18 protein-coding genes and 2 tRNA genes are annotated in these 17,115 nt (G+C 62.0%); 7 read left to right on the forward strand and 13 right to left on the reverse strand.

Annotated elements, in window-relative coordinates:
• Positions 1-24: 24 nt before the first annotated feature.
• Complete coding sequence (locus JOY50_RS04165; protein ID WP_016498971.1) at positions 25-201, reverse strand: hypothetical protein; 177 nt, start codon at positions 199-201, stop codon at positions 25-27.
• A gap of 165 nt (positions 202-366) precedes the next feature.
• Here JOY50_RS04165 and JOY50_RS04170 point away from each other — a divergent pair, with 165 nt between their 5' ends.
• Complete coding sequence (locus JOY50_RS04170; protein WP_243054811.1) at positions 367-1,101, forward strand: peptidase C39 family protein; 735 nt, start codon at positions 367-369, stop codon at positions 1,099-1,101.
• 94 nt (positions 1,102-1,195) lie between these two features.
• Here the strand turns inward: JOY50_RS04170 and JOY50_RS04175 are convergent, their stop codons facing one another.
• Entirely contained in the window at positions 1,196-2,479 is a 1,284-nt protein-coding gene (locus JOY50_RS04175; RefSeq protein ID WP_016498973.1) for an FAD-binding oxidoreductase, read from the reverse strand.
• A gap of 203 nt (positions 2,480-2,682) precedes the next feature.
• Between JOY50_RS04175 and JOY50_RS04180 the strand changes: the two genes are divergently transcribed.
• Positions 2,683-2,759: transfer RNA gene (locus JOY50_RS04180), tRNA-Val, on the forward strand.
• Positions 2,760-2,928: 169 nt separating this feature from the next.
• Positions 2,929-3,005: transfer RNA gene (locus JOY50_RS04185), tRNA-Val, on the forward strand.
• 48 nt (positions 3,006-3,053) lie between these two features.
• Here JOY50_RS04185 and JOY50_RS04190 read toward each other — a convergent pair.
• Genes JOY50_RS04190 through JOY50_RS04205 form a run of 4 tightly spaced genes read right to left on the reverse strand, consistent with a single transcriptional unit; the run spans position 3,054 to position 6,729 of the window.
• The gene (locus JOY50_RS04190) at positions 3,054-4,334 is read right to left on the reverse strand and encodes a TRAP transporter large permease (RefSeq protein ID WP_132841582.1); all 1,281 of its coding nucleotides are present in this window, start codon (positions 4,332-4,334) and stop codon (positions 3,054-3,056) included.
• Entirely contained in the window at positions 4,328-4,933 is a 606-nt protein-coding gene (locus tag JOY50_RS04195) for a TRAP transporter small permease subunit (RefSeq protein WP_138736087.1), read from the reverse strand. Before JOY50_RS04195 ends, JOY50_RS04190 begins: the two co-directional genes overlap by 7 nt.
• A gap of 25 nt (positions 4,934-4,958) precedes the next feature.
• Positions 4,959-6,008: a TRAP transporter substrate-binding protein gene (locus tag JOY50_RS04200; RefSeq protein ID WP_132841576.1), complete on the reverse strand. Its 1,050-nt coding sequence runs from the start codon at positions 6,006-6,008 to the stop codon at positions 4,959-4,961.
• 49 nt (positions 6,009-6,057) lie between these two features.
• On the reverse strand, positions 6,058-6,729 hold the full coding sequence (locus JOY50_RS04205) for an RraA family protein (RefSeq protein WP_019473950.1): 672 nt from the start codon (positions 6,727-6,729) through the stop codon (positions 6,058-6,060).
• Positions 6,730-6,841: 112 nt separating this feature from the next.
• On the opposite strand from JOY50_RS04205, the gene JOY50_RS04210 reads away from it, so the two are divergent.
• A complete protein-coding gene (locus tag JOY50_RS04210) occupies positions 6,842-7,741 on the forward strand; it encodes a LysR family transcriptional regulator (protein ID WP_243054812.1) in 900 nt (299 codons plus the stop codon).
• Positions 7,742-7,819: 78 nt separating this feature from the next.
• Here the strand turns inward: JOY50_RS04210 and JOY50_RS04215 are convergent, their stop codons facing one another.
• From JOY50_RS04215 to JOY50_RS04235, 5 genes are read right to left on the reverse strand one after another with little or no spacing between them, the layout of a single operon-like run.
• On the reverse strand, positions 7,820-8,620 hold the full coding sequence (locus JOY50_RS04215) for an HpcH/HpaI aldolase/citrate lyase family protein (RefSeq protein ID WP_243054813.1): 801 nt from the start codon (positions 8,618-8,620) through the stop codon (positions 7,820-7,822).
• A gap of 18 nt (positions 8,621-8,638) precedes the next feature.
• Positions 8,639-9,442 carry a carbon-nitrogen hydrolase family protein gene (locus JOY50_RS04220; protein WP_132841571.1) on the reverse strand — a complete coding sequence of 268 codons (804 nt, stop codon included), beginning with the start codon at positions 9,440-9,442 and terminating at the stop codon, positions 8,639-8,641.
• Positions 9,443-9,493: 51 nt separating this feature from the next.
• Positions 9,494-10,489, reverse strand: a complete 996-nt coding sequence (locus JOY50_RS04225) for a TRAP transporter substrate-binding protein (RefSeq protein WP_138736090.1) — start codon at positions 10,487-10,489, stop codon at positions 9,494-9,496.
• 28 nt (positions 10,490-10,517) lie between these two features.
• Positions 10,518-11,801 (reverse strand): TRAP transporter large permease subunit, encoded by a 1,284-nt coding sequence (locus JOY50_RS04230; RefSeq protein ID WP_019473954.1) that lies wholly within the window; start codon positions 11,799-11,801, stop codon positions 10,518-10,520.
• Positions 11,801-12,316, reverse strand: a complete 516-nt coding sequence (locus JOY50_RS04235; protein WP_138736091.1) for a TRAP transporter small permease — start codon at positions 12,314-12,316, stop codon at positions 11,801-11,803. The genes JOY50_RS04230 and JOY50_RS04235 overlap by 1 nt, the downstream gene beginning before the upstream one ends.
• Positions 12,317-12,645: 329 nt before the next feature.
• On the opposite strand from JOY50_RS04235, the gene JOY50_RS04240 reads away from it, so the two are divergent.
• Together JOY50_RS04240 and JOY50_RS04245 are read left to right on the forward strand one after the other, a co-directional pair.
• A complete protein-coding gene (locus tag JOY50_RS04240; protein WP_138736092.1) occupies positions 12,646-13,215 on the forward strand; it encodes an SPOR domain-containing protein in 570 nt (189 codons plus the stop codon).
• 246 nt (positions 13,216-13,461) lie between these two features.
• Positions 13,462-13,887, forward strand: coding sequence for a bifunctional (p)ppGpp synthetase/guanosine-3',5'-bis(diphosphate) 3'-pyrophosphohydrolase (locus tag JOY50_RS04245; protein WP_028613309.1), 426 nt, complete (start codon positions 13,462-13,464; stop codon positions 13,885-13,887).
• A 3-nt stretch (positions 13,888-13,890) separates the two neighbouring features.
• Here the strand turns inward: JOY50_RS04245 and JOY50_RS04250 are convergent, their stop codons facing one another.
• A complete protein-coding gene (locus JOY50_RS04250) occupies positions 13,891-14,583 on the reverse strand; it encodes an endonuclease (RefSeq protein ID WP_132841561.1) in 693 nt (230 codons plus the stop codon).
• Between the two features lie 6 nt (positions 14,584-14,589).
• Complete coding sequence (locus tag JOY50_RS04255) at positions 14,590-14,832, reverse strand: DUF1654 domain-containing protein (RefSeq protein WP_028613307.1); 243 nt, start codon at positions 14,830-14,832, stop codon at positions 14,590-14,592.
• Positions 14,833-15,032: 200 nt separating this feature from the next.
• Between JOY50_RS04255 and JOY50_RS04260 the strand changes: the two genes are divergently transcribed.
• A complete protein-coding gene (locus JOY50_RS04260; RefSeq protein WP_138736093.1) occupies positions 15,033-17,078 on the forward strand; it encodes a TonB-dependent receptor in 2,046 nt (681 codons plus the stop codon).
• Positions 17,079-17,115: the final 37 nt, after the last annotated feature.

The raw sequence follows: 17,115 nt of genomic DNA on the forward strand, positions 1-17,115 counted from the left end.
GCCCCGTTCGCGTTTTATGAAGTCTTAATGCACCCCGGCTGGCCGCCGTGCCCGGCGCACAGGTTGCGGCTTGGCAGGGGCCTGTGGTGGCAGGTGGTGGTGGGAATGGCGCCGCACGATACGCAGTACGCCCCATAGCATGGCGGCTGCAACGCTTAGCCACATGCCTACCAGCATGAAAATTGCCATGGTCAGGCTCATCTGTGCCTCCATCTCTACGGCAAGCGCTCGATTGGCCAGCGCTGCCTTCCAGACACTGCTTTAGTCTAGCCCTTCGCCTGTGACGTTCCATCGAACAAAGGTCTATCTCTGAGTCCGATTCGCTCCAAGCCGCTGTCGGACTATACCCGCGCCGCTGTCGGACCTATGATCGGTGGCCAGAGCCGGGCGCTGCCTGCCTGGCGTTGGAACAAGCGAGTGTCCATGCAGCAACATTCCATCAAAGCTGCCCCGCGGCGGCTGCTGGCCGCCTGTCTGATGGCAGCCACCCTGGCTGGCTGTGCCAGCGCACCGCCTGCCAATCTCAAAGGCCTGCCGCAGCGTGTCGAGATCAGCAGCGTGCCGTTCTACCGTGGCAACGCCAACCACAGCGGTGCCATGGCGCTGGCAGCGGTGCTGTCGCAACAGGGCGCGCCGATTACGCCTGGTTTACTGGACAAGCCGCTGAACCTGCCCCATGGCGCAGAAGCGCTGGACACGGCTATCCCTCGCGTGGCGCGGGACTACGGCATGGTGGTTTACCCACTGGATAAGCAACTGGACGCGCTATTGACCCAGGTGGCGGCGGGCAACCCGGTGCTGCTGCGTTACGAGGAGGGTTCGGCCTGGTGGAGTGAGCCACGTTATGCGGTGCTGATCGGCTATGACCGCTACAAGCAGCGTGTACTGCTGCGCTCGGGCATGCACCGGCGCCAGGTGATGGCGTTTGATGACTTTGCGTCGGCGTGGGCGAAGCAGGGGAGTTGGGCGGTGCTGGTGCAGCCACCGCAGCAACTGCCGGCCCAGGTGGATCGCCAGCGGTGGTTGCAAGCTGCGGATGAACTGGCGCGGGCGGGGCAGGAAATTGCGGCAAAGCAGGCTATCAGCAGCCTGAACAAATAGCGTTGCCTGTTCCCACAGGTAGCGCACTGGATTCGACGCCTGTGCGGTACCTGTGGGAGCTGGCTTGCCGGCGATAGGGCCAGGCCTGCTTACATCAGAAGCCCAGGCGATCGCGCAGGCTGTAGTACCAGGCGCCAATGGCGCTGAACGGCACACGCAGCATCTGGCCACCCGGGAACGGGTAGTGCGGCAGGCCGGCGAAGGCGTCGAAACGCTCAGCCTGACCGCGCAGGGCCTCGGCCAGCACTTTGCCCGCCAGGTGGGTGTAGGTCACGCCGTGGCCCGAGCATCCCTGCGAGTAGTAGATGTTGTCGCCGATACGGCCAACCTGGGGCAGGCGCGACAGGGTCAGCAGGAAGTTGCCGGTCCAGGCGTAGTCGATCTTCACGTTCTTCAGCTGCGGGAAGGCCTTGATCATCTTCGGACGAATGATCGCCTCGATGTTGGCCGGGTCACGCGCGCCGTACACCACGCCACCGCCGAAGATCAGGCGCTTGTCGCTGGTCAGGCGGTAGTAGTCGAGCAGGTAGTTGCAGTCCTCGACGCAGTAGTCCTGCGGCAGTAGGGTGCGCGCCAGCTCTTCGCCCAGCGGTTCGGTGGTGATCACCTGGGTGCCGCATGGCATGGACTTGGCGGCCAGTTCTGGCACCAGGTTGCCCAGGTAGGCGTTGCCGGCGACGATAATGAACTTGGCGCGTACCTTGCCTTGTGGGGTGTGTACGACCGGGTTGGCACCGCGCTCGATGCGGATTGCCGGGGTTTGCTCATAGATGATGCCGCCCAGCGACTCGACCGCAGCAGCTTCACCCAGGGCCAGGTTCAGTGGGTGGATGTGGCCGCCGCTCATGTCGAGCATGCCGCCGATATAGCTGTCGCACGCGACCACTTCACGGATGCGCTTCTGGTCCATCAGCTCGAGCTGGTTGTGGCCGAAGCGTTCCCACAGGCGCTTTTGCGACTCCAGGTGGCCCATCTGCTTGCTGGTGATGGCGGCGAACACGCCACCGTCTTTCAGGTCGCACTGGATGTTGTACTTGGCCACGCGCTCACGAATGATGCGCCCGCCTTCGAAGGCCATGTGGCCCAGCAGTTGTGCCTGCTTGGGGCCGACAGTGCGTTCGATGACGTCGATGTCGCGGCTGTAGCTGTTGACGATCTGGCCGCCGTTGCGGCCAGATGCGCCGAAGCCGACCTTGGCCGCTTCGACGATGCTCACCTTGAAGCCGTTTTCCAGCAGGAACAGGGCGCTGGACAGGCCGGTGTAGCCGGCACCGATGATGCACACATCGGTTTCCACCTCACCCTGCAGCGCCGGACGTGGCGGCACCGGGTTGGCCGAGGCGGCGTAGTAGGACTGGGGGTAGGGGGTGTTAGCCATGCTGCAGGAACCTCGTGTTTTATATTTTTAACGAATGTACCGATGCTATCAATAATAATAAACACCCGCTAGTCGTATGGTGAAAATCCTTTACGGCCAACCCTCCAACCAGCCTTTATATAAAGGGTTTAAGATTCAGTAGCTTAGCGCGAAAAAAAGTGTTGACAGGGCTTTTGGAATGCGTAGAATGCGCACCACACGACAGGCACATAGCTCAGTTGGTTAGAGCACCACCTTGACATGGTGGGGGTCGTTGGTTCGAGTCCAATTGTGCCTACCAAATCGAAGAAGGGGTGATCCGAAAGGGTCACCCCTTTTTTCATTGCCCCTTTCCATGGGTGCCGCAAACCGCGGTACGGGCGCAGCGCTCACATTCCAAAGTTTTTGATTTTTCTCAAAAAAAAGCTTTACAGGTACGCATCGGATCACTAATATGCGCACCACACGACAGGCACATAGCTCAGTTGGTTAGAGCACCACCTTGACATGGTGGGGGTCGTTGGTTCGAGTCCAATTGTGCCTACCAAATCCCAAAAAGGGCGATCAGAAATGATCGCCCTTTTTGCATTCTCCGCTAGAACGCCTTTGGCAGCCACAGCGCCAGTTGTGGAAAGGCGATCAGCAAGCCGATCAGCACCAGTAAAGCCAGGCAGAACGGCAGCGCGCCGTACACCACGTCCATAAAGTTGCCGCGGCCACGGATGCTCTGCACCACGAAAAGGTTCATGCCGAACGGCGGGGTGATCTGGCCCATTTCGCACAGCACGATCAGCACCACCCCGAACCACAGTGGGTCAAAGCCCAGGGCGACGACGATCGGCACGATCAGCGGCGCCGTGGTGATCAGCATCGCCAGGGTGTCCATGAAGCAGCCGAGCACGATATAGAACAGGATGATCGCCAGTAGCGTGGCCGTAGGTGACAGGTTCAGGTCGGTGACGAAGTTGACCAGGGTGGTGGTCAGCCCGATGGACGCCAGCACGAAGTTGAGGAAAAACGCCGACAAGGTGATGAAGATGATCATGCCGGTGGTACGCAACGTGGCTTCGAAGGCTTGGCCCAGGCTTTGCCAGGTGAGAGCCCGGCGCCACAGGCCCAAGCCCAGGGCGCTGAGTACCCCCAGTGCCGCCGACTCGCTGGCAGTGGCAAAACCGCTGTAGATCGAGCCGATCACCAGGGCGAAGATGGCCAGTGGCGGCAGCAGGTCGGGGATGCAGGCCAGGCGTTCTGCCCAGCGGGTGTGTTCTTTGCGCCCACCCAATTGCGGGCGCACCAGGCAGGCCAGCACGATCAGTGCGACGAACAACAGGCTGAGGATGATGCTGGGGATGGTTGCAGCCAGATACAGCTTGGGCACCGACACGTTGGCGATCAGGGCGAACAGGATCATGTTGATCGATGGCGGAATCAGGATACCCAGCGTGCCGCCAGCGGCGATTGAGCCCAGGAACAGCGGGGCGTTGTAGCCTTTGCGTTCCTGCTCCGCAATGGCCAGGGTGGAAATGGTTGCGGCGGTTGCCACGCTGGAGCCGCTGGTGGTGGCAAACAGCGCGCTGGCGCCGATGTTGGAGTTCATCAGCCCGCCCGGCAGCCAGGACAGCCATTTCTCGACCGCCTGGTACATGCGCCCGGCCACCCCCGAACACACCAGCAGTTCACCCATCAGTATGTATAGAGGGATGGCCACCAGCAGGAACTCTGCGCTGGTGTTCCAGGCGATTTCGCCCATGGCATTGCTCAATGGCAGGGTCGAGAACAACTGCGACAGCGACATCCCCAGCAGGCCGACACTGACGGCGGCGGCCACGCTCAGCGCCAGCAGGGCCAGCAGCAGGAACAAGGTGATGCTCAGCATGGCGTGTGCTCCTTGGCGGTGTTGGCCGCGGGGTGCAGTTCTTCCTCGATTTCCTGCTCGACCGTGTTGATACCTATCAGTGCACTGACCGCCCCCCAGCGCCCGCGCAATAAATGCCCCAGGCTCACCAGCGCCAGGCTGAGCAGGGTCAGGGCGAAGAACAGGTAGCCGGCAAACCAGATGGATTGCGGTATCCATTGCGGTACTTGCAATGGCGTGTTGGACACTGAGCGGTAATCGATGGAGTCCTGCAGCACATTCCAGGCGTGAAAGGCCAGGGTGCTGACCAGCACGGCCATGCAGGCCAGGGCGAACAGGTCGAGCGCCACCCGTGGTTTCAGGCCAAGGCGAGCGTAGAGGATGTCGACGCGGATGTGCGAGCGCTTGAGCAAGGTGACCGGAAACGCCCAGGCGCTGGTGACTGCCAGAATATAGCCGGCAATCTCATCGGCGCCGCCCATGGAGATGCCCAGGGTCTTGCGCAAGATCAGGTCGATGCCAATCAGCAGGGCGCAGCCGAGCAGGGCAAAGCCACCTACCCAGGTGCTGGCCTTGGCGATGGCGGTGATGGCCGCCAGGCCGGAACGGGCCGTATTCATCACTGTCTGCTCCGAGGGAAAGGGCTTATGGGGCCAGGCGCATGCCGATGGCACGGCCTGCGCTGGCATTCCATTGCTCGACACAAACTGGGCCGCAACGCTTGCCCCAGTTGTTGGCGATTTCCAGCGCCGCCTGGCGCACGCGCTGTTGTTCTTGCGGGTCGGGTGCCGACGCGCTCATGTGCGCCGGTTGGTGGATCTGGCAGTCGGGGCTGCCGATATTGCATGCCTTGGCGTAACGGTTTTCCCTGGCTGTCTCCTGCCACAGGGCCTCTTCCAGCACCTTCGACTGCGCCTGCAGCAGTTGCTGCACCTCAGGCGGCAACTGTTGCCAGCGCTTGAGGCCGATGCCATAGAAGCCGACCGACCAGTCCACCGGCAGGTCGTACAGGTACCCGGCCACGTCGTACCATTTGCCGGCGTTACCCGAGCCGATGCCGGTAATGGCGCAGTCGATGACGCCGGTCTGCATGGCGGTCACCACTTCGGCAAAGGGTAGGGTGACCGGGGCAGCGCCAATGGCCTTGACCAGCTCGGCCATGTTGCGCCCGCGCGTGCGGATTTTTCGGCCTTTGAGGTCGGCCAGCGATTGCACGGGCGCGCGGCAGAAAAACACCTGCGCAGTGTACGGCACGGTGGCCAGCAGCTTTATGCCATGGCGCTCGGCCATACGCTGTTCCAGCACCGGCTTGTAGGCGTTGGCAATGCGGCGGGCGGTGCCGATGTCGGCGGCCATGCCCGGCAGGTCGATGCCTTCGAAGGTGGCATCGTCACCAGCGACGAATGCGAACACGCCCATGCCGATGTCTACCGCGCCAAAGCGCATCAGGCGGATGATTTCCGGGCCCTTGAGGCCGCTCTCCGACAGCCCCAGCAGCTGGGCGGTGACCTTGCCGTGGGATGCGGTGGGCAAGGTGTTGGTCCAGAACGGCTGTTCAACGGCGCGGAACGTGTAGTTGTGGCTACCGCCACCGATCACGTTGAAACGGATTTGCGGGTAGTCCTGCGCCTGTGCGGCCGGGCTGCCCATCAGCGCGCCAAGCGCCAGCGGTATGAGCCGGGAGATGAGCTTCACGGTAGTCCTCTTGTTGTTGTTCGGGAGCTACTTCGGGTACGGTCTGGCGCTATTGGCGAGGGCGGGTCGCCGCCTCGATGGTCGACCGCGACCCGACGATATCGGGAAACTTCTCGCCCTTGGCCAGCCGGGCAAGGGTGTGCTTTTCGTTGCGCTGGAAGTCGATTGCCCGTTGCGCCAGTTCTACCACCTTGCCTGGGCGCAGGAATACGATGCCGTTTTCGTCCGCCACCACGGCGTCGCCCGGGCGCACGATGACCCCGCCGCACTGGATGGCAGTGCAGAACTCGCCTTCGTGGCCGATCACCCGCGTGGTGATGGCACTGGCACCGCGTGACCATACCGGTACGCCGTGCTCGCGCAGTTCGCCAAGGTCGGTGACATAACCGTCGACAATGATCCCGGCTACCCCGGCCTGCTTGGCGGCGTAGGCCATGGCCCCACCCAGCGCGGCGGTGATGCGCTCGCCGCAACGGTCCACGACCAGGAAATCGCCGGGGCGTGCGCAGCCCATGGCGTAGTGCAGGATGCCACCGTCATTGCCGGGCATGCGTACGGTTACGGCAGTGCCCACCGCCCGTACATTCTGCAAGTGTGCCTTGATTTCCGGGTGGGGTATGCCGTGGGTAATGAAATGGCCGATAGTTGCCGGTTCGGCGTTGATCAGTATTTCAAGTTCGTGGGCGTTAACCGGGGCAGGTAGAGCTTCGATGATATACATAGGGAGTTGTTGTTATGCCGGATGCTTTTTCGAAGGGTTTCGGTCATCCTAACAAGCGCCCTGAACGGTCGATAATAAAAATCCGTAAGCAGTAGCCGGAGCAGTTTTTATCATGCGTATCACGCTGATGCAGATCGAGGCATTCTACTGGACCGCCCGCCTGGGCGGTGTGCACGCGGCCTCACGGCATCTTCACCTGACGCAACCTGCGGTGTCGGCGCGCATCAAGGAAATGGAGTCGTTGCTCAGCGTCAAGCTGTTCGACCGCAGCAAGCAGCGCATGAGCCTTACCGCCGACGGCCACACGGCGCTGCGCCATGCCGAACTGGTACTGAACAACAGCACGCAGCTGGAGCAGTTCGCTGCCCAGCAGAAGCAACACCGGCGCCTGCGCCTGGGTGCGGACGAGTGCTCGGCCATGGTCGGGCTGACCGCGGTAATAAGCGAAATCAAGGCGCACTTCCCGGAAATTACCCTGGAAATCACCATCGATGTCGGCGCCGCGCTCAACCGCAAACTGAACGATCACGAACTGGACATCGCCCTGCTGACCAACCCGGCCACACGCGAGGATGTGACCGATGTGTTCCTTGGCTGGATGACATTTCAGTGGGTGGCGGCGCGGCACCTGGAGATTGCCGACGGGCCGTTTCTGCCGCAGCAGGCGCGGCAGTATTCGATCGTTACCCACAGCGCGCCGTCGACATTGTATTCGGTGGTGGACCGCTGGTTGCAGGAAAGCGGCTCGGCGAGCCACGCTTTTCATTCCAGCAACTCGCTGGCGTTTATTGCCAAGATGGTATCGGCGGGGCATGCCATCGGCATATTGCCGGTGCCACTGATTCGCGACATGTTGGCGGTGGACATGTTGAAGACATTACCGTGCGACCCGGCGATCCCTGCGGCAAAGTTCTGCCTTTCCTATTTGACTGAACGGCCGGACATGCAACTGGGTGAACTGGTAACGATCATTCGGGCGACACTGGTAAAACAGAACTTTCTGGTGGATTAGTTGCGCGCCCGCAGGCACCGTAGCAGCCCGAAAACTGCGTGGTGCCTGCAGGCGCCGGTTGTGTGGCGTGTCAGCCGGTCAGGTGAGCGCCTGTTTTACTGCAGCGATATGTTGCCCGGCCTGGTTGAGCCATGACAGATCGCTGCCCATCAGCAGCATATCGCTGCCCATGTCCAGCAACCGCCTGGCGGTGACCCGGTCGGCCGGAAAGCACGGCACCATCACCTTGATCGAGCGGGCGTGGCATTTCTCGATCAGCAGTTGCAGGCGTTGCCGCACCTCGGGGTTGCCCAGGCGGTAGTCGACCGGCAACCCGCGTGAAAGTGAGTAGTCCGCCGGCCCGAAGTGCACTGCATCGATCCCTTCCACATCGAGAATCTCATCGATGTTGTCGAAAAACTCATAGCTTTCGGCCATGGGCACGATCACGCTGCGCTCGTTTTCTGCCTGCGTATAGCGCGCCCAGTCGAAACCTGGCCCGGCGAACCCGGCCGAGCGCACCGAGCTGTCGCCACCGCGGCGTCCCAAGGGCGGAAACTTGCTGTAATGGATGATCTGGCGCATCTGCGCGGCGTTATGCACTTGCGGCACGATCACCCCGGCAGCGCCCATTTCCAGGGCCTTGCGTATATCCCACTCCAGGGTGCCCCGTACTCGTACCAGGCTGGGGATTGCAGCGCTGCTGGCGGCCAGCAGCAGTTTTTCCATGTCGCGGTCCACGCCCAGCGCGGTGTGCTCGGCGTCAATGAAGACGAAGTCCAGACCCCAGTTGCCGGCCACCTCGATGGCCATGCAGGCGGTGCTGTAGATGTTCATGCCGAAGGTGGTACCGCGCGCCATGCGGGCCTTCAGCAAGGTGTGTGTGGTGCTTTGGTTCATGTTCGATGCCGCCTTGGGTCAGATGCGATAGGTTTCAGGCAGCCGGTCGCGGAACGGGTGCACTTCGAATATGCCCGGGTCACGGATCAGCGATTTGTTGCGGGCCTTGGCCAGGTCGATCTCGGCGGTGTACACGCCGTCTTCCAGGCCGGCGCGCACCAGGGTCTTGCCAGACGGTTCGATGATGTGGCTGGTGCCGATGAACTGCATGCCTTCGTCCATGTCGTTGCGGTTGGGAGCAACGAAGTACACCATGTTTTCGGCGGCGCGCACGGTGCTGAAAATGTCCGGCAGCATGCGTGCCTGTTCTGGCCAGGCAGCAGGCAGTACGACGATGTCGGCACCTTCCAGGGCCAGGGTGCGAACCACTTCGGGGAAGCGGATTTCGTAGCAGATGGCCAGGCCGATGCGGCCAATTTCGGTATCGAACACAGGCGGCGCCCATTCGCTGGGGCGGTCGGTGAAGCGGTCGCCGATCATGAACGGCAGGTGGCGCTTGCGGTGCAGGCCGATGATGCCCTGCGCGCCGATCAGCGCAGCCGTGTTGTACACCGAGCTGGCGTGCCGCTCGTAGAAACCGACCACGATCAGGATGCCGGTCTGCGCCGATACCTCCAGCAGCGGCGCCAGGGCGTCGAGGCTGATGGCGCCGCGCTCGAGGTCTTCACGGCTGTCGAACGCGCCACCGGTGATCAGGCATTCGGCAAAGGCGATCAGCCGCGAGCCTTCTGCAGCGGTCTGGCGTGCCAGCGTGGCAACCTTGTCGACGGTCAGGGCCGGGTTACCGGCCACCGGGTGAATCTGGGCTACGGAGATTTTCATGCTGTTCCTTGATGGCAGTTGAAAGGCGCCGCAATGCGCGGCGCGAGGGCGTCACTGTGGCTGGTAGCCCATGGCCTGGTAGACCTTGCTGACCAGTTCGGGATTGATCTGTGCGGCGTACTTGTCGACCACGGGGCGGATTTTGGCCTGGATGCGCGCCACCTCTTCGGGCGGCAGCTGGTTGACTTGCATGCCCGCGCCCTGCAGCTCGGCGATGGCCTTGCTGTCGGCCTCCCGGGAGATGCGCCGTTGTTCCAGGCGCACTTCCTGGGCAACCTCGGTCAGCAGTTGCTGCTCGTCCTTGTTGAGGCTGTCCCAGAACGTCTTGCTGATCAGCACGATCTGCGGGTTGTAGTTGTGCCGGGTCAGGCTCAGGTACTTCTGCACCTCGTTGAAGCGCGAGGCGAGGATCAGCGCCGCCGGGTTTTCCTGGCCGTCCACGGTGCCGGTCTCCAGCGCCGTGTGCACCTCGGTGAAAGGTAGCGGCGTCGGGTTTGCACCCAGTGCCGCCCACACGTCGAGGAACAGCGGCGATTGCTGGGCGCGAATCTTCAGCCCGGCGATGTCTTCAAGCTTTTGCACCGGCCGCGCATTGTTGGTCAGGTTGCGCTCGCCCAGCTCCCAGAACGCCAGGCCTACCAGGTTTTTCGCCGGCAGCTGGTCGGTGAGCATCTTGCCCACCTCGCCGTCGAGCATGGCATCGACCTTGGCGGTGTCGGTGTACAGGAACGGGAAGTCGAGGATGCCAAAGTCGGTGACGTGGTTGAGCATCAGCCCGGCGTTCCAGGTCATCATTTCCACCACGCCACCCTGCAAGGACGACAGCACCTGCACGTCGCCGCCCAAAACACCGTTGGGGAAGGTGCGCACCTTGATCTTGCCTTCGCTGCGCTCCTGGACCTTCTTGGCGAACAGTTCCATGCCGATGGCCGGTGGCGTGCCCTTGGGGCTGGTGGCGGCGAACTTGATGACGCGGGCGTTGTAGTCGGCGGCCATGCTCAAGCTGCTGGACAGCAACAGGGCGGTGATGAGGGCGAGTTTCTTCATGGGCAGTACCTTTATTGTTATAGGGGGATCAATGCCCGAACCACTGGGCGGGAACGGTGACCAGTTCGGGGAAGATGACCAGCAGGAACAGCACGATGATTTCCGCGATCAGGAACGGGAACGTGCCTTTGAGCAGTGCCTCATAACGCATGCGACCGATGCCACAGACCACGTTGAGCACCGTGCCCACCGGCGGGGTGATCAGGCCGATCGAGCAATTGATCATGAACAGCACGCCGAAGTAGATCGGGTCGATGTTCGCAGCGGTCACCACCGGCACCAGGATCGGTGCGAGCAGCAATACGGTGGGGGTGAGGTCCATGACCATGGAAATCACCAGGATCAGCAGCATCAGCACTACGATCAGCAGCCGCGGGTTGTCCATCACCGGCTGGATCAGGTCGATGATTTGCCCGGGGATGTCGGCGATGGTGATCATCCAGGCCGGGATCGACGCGGCAGCTACCAGGAACATCACGGCAGCGGTGGTCTTGCCGGCGCGTAGCAGCAGTTCGTTCAGCGACTTCAGGCTGAGCTCGCGGTAGATCAGCGACGACACCAGCAGCGCGTAGACACTGGCCACCGCACCGGCCTCGGTCGGGGTGACCACGCCAAAGCGCAGGCCGACGACGATGATCACCGGCAGCATCAGCGCCCAGAAGCTGTCAACCAGGGCCTTGAGGCGCTCTTTGCCGCTGGCCTTGGGGCTCAGTTCCACATCGTTGTTACGCCGCGACATCAGCCACCAGGCCACCACCAGTGCGGCGGCGATCATCAGGCCCGGGGCGATGCCGGCGAGGAACAGCTTGGTGATCGACAGCCCCGAAGCCACGCCCAGCACGACGAAACCGATGCTGGGTGGAATGATCGAACCCAGCACCGACACCGATGCGATCAGGCCCCCGGAGCGGTCACGGTTGTAGCCGGCGATAACCATCATCGGCAGCAACAGGGCGGTTAGCGAGGCGGCGTCGGCCAAGGCCGAACCGGACAGGCTCGACAGCAGCACGCCGGCAAAAATGGTGACGTAGCCAAGCCCGCCGCGCAGGTGGCCGACCAGGGTGATGGCCAGCTTGATGATGCGCTTGGACAAGCCGCCGCTGTTCATTACCTCGCCAGCAATGATGAAAAGCGGAATTGCCAGCAGCGGGAAGCTGCCCGCCGAGTTGATGATGTTCTGCGCGATGATCTGGCCATCGAACAGGCCCAGCAGCCACATCAGCGCCACGCCGCAGAGGATCAGGGCATAGGCGATGGGGGCGCCGATCAGGATGGCGGCCATCAGCACGCCGACGAAAACAGACAGGGCCATTATTCGACTGCTCCGTCATTGAGCGAAGTTTCGGTCTGGGCGGGCGTCGGGAGGGTGCCCGTGAGGTTCCTGACCAGTTGGGTGCAGATCAGCAGTGCGCTGAGGATGCAGAAGACCAGGCCCGCGCCGTAGAAGAGCGCCATGGAAATACCCGTGGAGGGAGCGCCGACATGCAGGTTGATCAGGGTCTGCTTCCAGCTGCCGTCGAGAAACAGCCAGGTCACATAGAGCATCAGCAGTTGCGTCAGTGCCAGCAGGCAGCGGGCCACACCAGGCGAGACCCGGCGGGTGACGATGTCGACGCCGATGTGCCCGTGTTCGTGCAGCATCAGCTGCGCGCCAGCAAACACCAGCCAGACAAACGCCAGGCGGGAAATTTCTTCGCTAAAGAACAACCCCGAGTTGAAGCCATAGCGCAGCACGACGTTGGTGAAGATCAGGCAAGTGATGCCGACCAGGCAACCTACCACCAGCGTCTTGAGGATGATGAAGTAACCATCGACCAGGGTTTTCATGGCGCCTCCTGGGGCAAAGCTGCCCAGCAAGCGCCAAAAGCGCCCGGTGCGATCATGCGGACGCGAGCATCCACCTGTATGTATGAACGGGACATGGGTTCACCTTTATTATTATTCGACATACGTCGTCGTATGACTGCCCCGATTCTTGTACGAAACGCCCGGTTTGCGCTGCCTCAAGTTTTTTATCAGCGGGATAAGAAATGGCAATCAGCGCCGCCGTCGGTGGTGTCGTCCGATGACTTGGTTGCAAGGTGTAACGTATGGTCGCGGTCCTTGCGCGGGGCCGTCGTGCTAGAATCCGCCCCTTCGAATCTGGAGGTACACGCGTGCGCAAACTGGCTGTGGTAATGGCAGTGCTTGCCTTGGCGGGCTGTGAGAACGAGGTGGAAGGCGTGCACAAGCAGGTGGCCGAACACCTGCACAACCCCAAGACCGCCAAGTTCGGCAACGTGCGGATCGACACCCAGGGCACCATCTGCGGCCAGGTCCGCGGCAAGGACGATGCCGGGCAGTACGAAGCCTACCGCAGCTACGTGGCGATCAAGCGCGATGGCCAGTACGACATCATCGTCGACGACTCCGGCAACAACCTGCGCATACGCGAGCTGTGCGGCGGCGCCGACCTGCAACGCCGTGCCGATGCACTGGCTGGCCAGCCGGCACCCGAGGGCTGGGATGTGGAAGTGATCCAGGGCGCCAACATGGGCGCCCTCAGCGACATGACCGCACGGCTGATCGAAAAGGGCATCCCGTCTTCGGTGGAATACCGCAACGGCAAGCCGGTGGTGCTGATGGGGCCGTTCCCTAGCCGTGAAGAAGCACAAGCGCGCAAGGACGAAGTGATGGCCAAGCTGGGCACCGATTCGGTGGTTATCCAGCACGGCGCAGCCCGCTAGAACTGCAGCAGTGGGCGGGAGCCCGGAGCCTTCGCGGCACCTGTGGGAGCGGGCATGCCCGCTAAGAACCCGGCGCGGTGTATGGCACCGGCGTTGCCGGTGTTCGCGGGCATGCCCGCTCCCACAACATTTGCCTTCATAGGCCGCGCCAACCGGGTGTGTGTAGCTTTGTCAGGCGTGTGTTAGACATTGTTCACACAAGTTTGGCTATGCTTGGGTGGGAGATGCCGAACGGGGAGGGGCCTCATGTCTACACTGGAGCGGGCCATTGCCGTGGCCGCCAGGGCCCATGAAGGGCAATACGACAAGGGTGGGGTGGCGTATATTCTCCACCCGCTACGCGTGATGATGCGGGTGTCCACACCCGAGCAGCGGATTGTCGCAGTGCTTCACGATGTGATCGAGGACACCCCGCTGACCCTGTCCGACCTGGCGCGCGAGGGGTTTGCGCTGAAAATCCTTGCCGCCTTGCTGGCGCTCAGTCGCCGTGAAGGCGAGCCGTACCAGGACTTCGTGGTACGCCTGGGCGACGACCCGTTGGCGCGAACCGTCAAGCTGGCCGACCTGGCCGATAACAGTGACCTTTCGCGCATTCCTTGCCCTGGCCCCGCCGACCTGGCGCGGCTGGCCCGGTATCGGGAAGCCAGCGCCTATTTACAAGCGCTGAGCTGAGGATCAACCACACGCCTTGAGGTTGACCGGCCCGACGAACTCGTTGCCCCGCCCCATCACGCAGGCCACCTGTTGGTTGCGTTGGCGCTCCCATACCTGCGGGGGGTAGGTCTTGTTCCAGGCCTCGAACAACTGGCGGTCCTGTTTGGACAGGCGCAGGTTGTACTGCTTGCTCATGTAGAAGTAGGTGCGGGCGATCATGCCGCGGATCGACGGGCGTGGCATCACCTTCTTGGCCTTGAAATCGACCTGGGTCAGGCAACTGCCATACTGGCCGCGTTGTTCCGGCAGCCAGCCGAAACTGAAGTTGCTCCGGTCGCCGTTGACCTCGCCAATGCTTGGCACCAGGTTGTGCAGGTCGGCTTCGGCGCGTTTGTACACTTCGTCATGCTGCGAGCACTGCTTGCGCCCGCCGCTTTGCCAGCACTGGCGCTGATGGCCGATCTGCCAGGCGGGTACTATGTGTTCCCACTCGATGCGCGACGCGCGCTGGGCATTCTTGCGAGGGGCATAGCCGCAGGACGCCAGGTCGACCTTGTTGCCCTTGTATTTGCAGCCGCAGTAAAACTCGGTCGATTGCGGCGCATAGAGCTTCCAGGCGACTTTCTTGGCCTCTTGGAAGGTGCGTGGGGCATCGGCTTGAACAAGCGGCGTGGTCAGTAACAGGCAGGCTGCCGCAAAAAGCGAAACTCTCATGCGTGGTCAGTCTTCCTTCGGCACAGTCCAGAAAATCTGCACGCCGCCATCGTCGCGGTGGGCGAGGGTGACGTTGTCGTTTTCTGCGATCTCCTCCAGCAGGCTGTCCCAGTCTTCCGGGCTTTCCTGTTCCAGCCGAAAGATCAGCGCCGCACGGCTGCGCTGGGCGGTGGGGCTGTTGATGATCTTCTGGATGCGTACACCCAGCTGTTCATAGCTGCTCGGGGTGGCGGAGGCGGTACTGGACACAGGAAATTCCTTGTTTTGCTGTATGTGTATACAGTATTTCAGCGTAAGTAAATTCGCAACAGCTTGCCAGGAAAAATCCTGCGTTCGCGCTGCCGCTGCTGGTCTGGTGTAATACCGGCAATTTCTGGAAGCTGCGCATGTATCGATTTCTTTCTCGTTTTCCTTCATCTACAAGCCTGGTCCTGCTGTTTGCAGGTGGCATGAGCGCCAATGGCGATGCCAAGGCCAGTTCACCCGATGTAGTCGTCATGGCACCGCTGGTGGTGACCGGTGCCTATGCGCCCACCAGCACATTCGACCTGCCGTTTTCGGTGGATACCGTTGACCTGTCCCACGGCACGGATGGCGAACTGGGCGTCAACCTGTCAGAAGTGCTGAGCAAAGTCCCTGGGCTGGTGGTGCAGAACCGGCAGAACTATGCGCAAGACCTGCAGATTTCCTCGCGGGGCTACGGTGCACGCTCGGCCTTCGGCGTGCGTGGCATCAAGCTGCTGAGTGACGGCATACCGGCCAGTACGCCCGACGGGCAAGGCCAGGCCGCTACGCTGAACCTGGACGTGGCCGACCGTATCGAAGTGCTGCGCGGCCCGGCAGCGACGCTGTATGGCAGCAACGCCGGTGGTGTGATCCAGATGTTTACCCGGGACGGGCAGGGGCCTGCACGCGTGGGTGCAGAAACCACCTTCGGCAGCGACGGCTTCAACAAGAACCACCTGTCTGCAGAGGGCGGGAACGACAGCGCAGGGTTCGTACTGGATGCCTCGCGCCTGGATACCGATGGCTACCGCGACCACAGTGCCGCGCGCCGTGACCAGACCTTCGCCAAGGTCAATTTCAAGCCCGACGACGACTCGCGCATGGCGCTGATCTACAGCAGCCTGGAGCAGAACAACACGCAGGACCCGCTGGGGCAGACCTGGGATGCCTACAAGCATGACCCACGTTCCACAGCGGCAGTGGCCGAAACCTACAACACCCGTAAAAGCATCGACCACCAGCAACTGGGCATGAACTACGAGCGCTACTTTGGCGATGCCACGCTGCAGTTCAACCTGTATGCGGGGCGGCGCAGCGTGGTGCAGTATTTGTCGATCCCCAGAACGGTGGCCTCGAACAGCCAGCGTGGCGGCGGGGTCGTAGACTTCGACCGCGAGTTCCACGGCGGCACCCTGCGCTGGATACAGCCGGTTGCGGACGTGCCCGGCAATCTCACCTTCACTGTCGGCGCCGATTACGACCAGAGCAAGGACGACCGTCGCGGTTATCAGAATTTCAGCGGTGACCAACTGGGCGTCAAAGGTGAGCTGCGCCGTGACGAGAAAGACACCGCTACCAGCCTGGACCCGTACCTGCAGGCGCATTGGGAAATCGGCAACTGGACCAGTGAGCTGGGGCTGCGCTACAGCACCATGGAAATGCGTGTCGACGACCATTACCTGGCCAACGGTGACTCAAGCGGCTCGAAGAAGTACCAGCAGGCCACGCCATCGCTGTCGGTGATGTACGCGTTCACGCCTGATTTGCGCGGTTACGTGAGCGTAGGCAAAGGCTTCGAAACCCCCACGCAGGCCGAGATGGCCTATGCGCCGGGCGAGGTCGAAAGCTTCAACTTCGGCCTCAAGCCCGCCACCAGCATGCAGTACGAAATGGGCGTGAAGTACCGGCTTGGCGAGCGCACGCGCCTGAATGCGGCGGTGTATGAGATTCACACCGATGACGAAATCGTCGTTGCCAGCGCTACGGATGGTCGAACCAGCTATCGCAATGCGGGGCGTACCGTACGACGCGGCTTTGAGGCGAGCCTGCAAAGTGACTTGAGCGAGCAGTGGCAGACCACCTTGGTGTATACCCGCACTGACGCCCGCTATGCCGATGACATCAGCCAGACCATCGAAAGTGGCAACCGCTTGCCCGGTGTACCGCTGGACAACCTGTATGGCGAGCTGGTCTGGAAGCCGGTGTCGTCCATCAGCATGGGGGTTGAAGGGCAGTACCGCAGCAAGGTGTATGTGGACGACAGCAACAACGCCAAGGCCGCACCTGCGTATGCGGTATTCAACTGGCGGGCCCGGTTCGAGCAACATGTGGGGCCCTGGACGTTCCACCAGCTGCTGCGGCTGGACAACCTGTTCGACCGGCAGTATGTGGGGTCGGTGATTGTCGGCGACGGCAACGGGCGTTATTACGAGGCAGCGCCTGGGCGGTCGTGGTATGCAGGGGCGGGGTTGGAGTACCAGTTCAGGTAGCCGGCAACATCCTGACGAAGCATGCAGTGCGGTGAAT

The organism is Pseudomonas sp. BP01, assembly GCF_022760795.1.
In the GTDB taxonomy this organism is placed as follows: Bacteria; Pseudomonadota; Gammaproteobacteria; order Pseudomonadales; family Pseudomonadaceae; genus Aquipseudomonas; species Aquipseudomonas putida_Q.

Bases quoted from the DNA above. Each gene is read 5' to 3' on its own strand.
- JOY50_RS04165 (WP_016498971.1), bottom strand. From the start codon at position 201: ATGAGCCTGACCATGGCAATTTTCATGCTGGTAGGCATGTGGCTAAGC.
- JOY50_RS04170 (WP_243054811.1), top strand. From the start codon at position 367: ATGATCGGTGGCCAGAGCCGGGCGCTGCCTGCCTGGCGTTGGAACAAG.
- JOY50_RS04175 (WP_016498973.1), bottom strand. From the start codon at position 2,479: ATGGCTAACACCCCCTACCCCCAGTCCTACTACGCCGCCTCGGCCAAC.
- JOY50_RS04190 (WP_132841582.1), bottom strand. From the start codon at position 4,334: ATGCTGAGCATCACCTTGTTCCTGCTGCTGGCCCTGCTGGCGCTGAGC.
- JOY50_RS04195 (WP_138736087.1), bottom strand. From the start codon at position 4,933: ATGAATACGGCCCGTTCCGGCCTGGCGGCCATCACCGCCATCGCCAAG.
- JOY50_RS04205 (WP_019473950.1), bottom strand. From the start codon at position 6,729: ATGTATATCATCGAAGCTCTACCTGCCCCGGTTAACGCCCACGAACTT.
- JOY50_RS04210 (WP_243054812.1), top strand. From the start codon at position 6,842: ATGCGTATCACGCTGATGCAGATCGAGGCATTCTACTGGACCGCCCGC.
- JOY50_RS04215 (WP_243054813.1), bottom strand. From the start codon at position 8,620: ATGAACCAAAGCACCACACACACCTTGCTGAAGGCCCGCATGGCGCGC.
- JOY50_RS04220 (WP_132841571.1), bottom strand. From the start codon at position 9,442: ATGAAAATCTCCGTAGCCCAGATTCACCCGGTGGCCGGTAACCCGGCC.
- JOY50_RS04225 (WP_138736090.1), bottom strand. From the start codon at position 10,489: ATGAAGAAACTCGCCCTCATCACCGCCCTGTTGCTGTCCAGCAGCTTG.
- JOY50_RS04230 (WP_019473954.1), bottom strand. From the start codon at position 11,801: ATGGCCCTGTCTGTTTTCGTCGGCGTGCTGATGGCCGCCATCCTGATC.
- JOY50_RS04235 (WP_138736091.1), bottom strand. From the start codon at position 12,316: ATGAAAACCCTGGTCGATGGTTACTTCATCATCCTCAAGACGCTGGTG.
- JOY50_RS04245 (WP_028613309.1), top strand. From the start codon at position 13,462: ATGTCTACACTGGAGCGGGCCATTGCCGTGGCCGCCAGGGCCCATGAA.
- JOY50_RS04250 (WP_132841561.1), bottom strand. From the start codon at position 14,583: ATGAGAGTTTCGCTTTTTGCGGCAGCCTGCCTGTTACTGACCACGCCG.
- JOY50_RS04260 (WP_138736093.1), top strand. From the start codon at position 15,033: ATGAGCGCCAATGGCGATGCCAAGGCCAGTTCACCCGATGTAGTCGTC.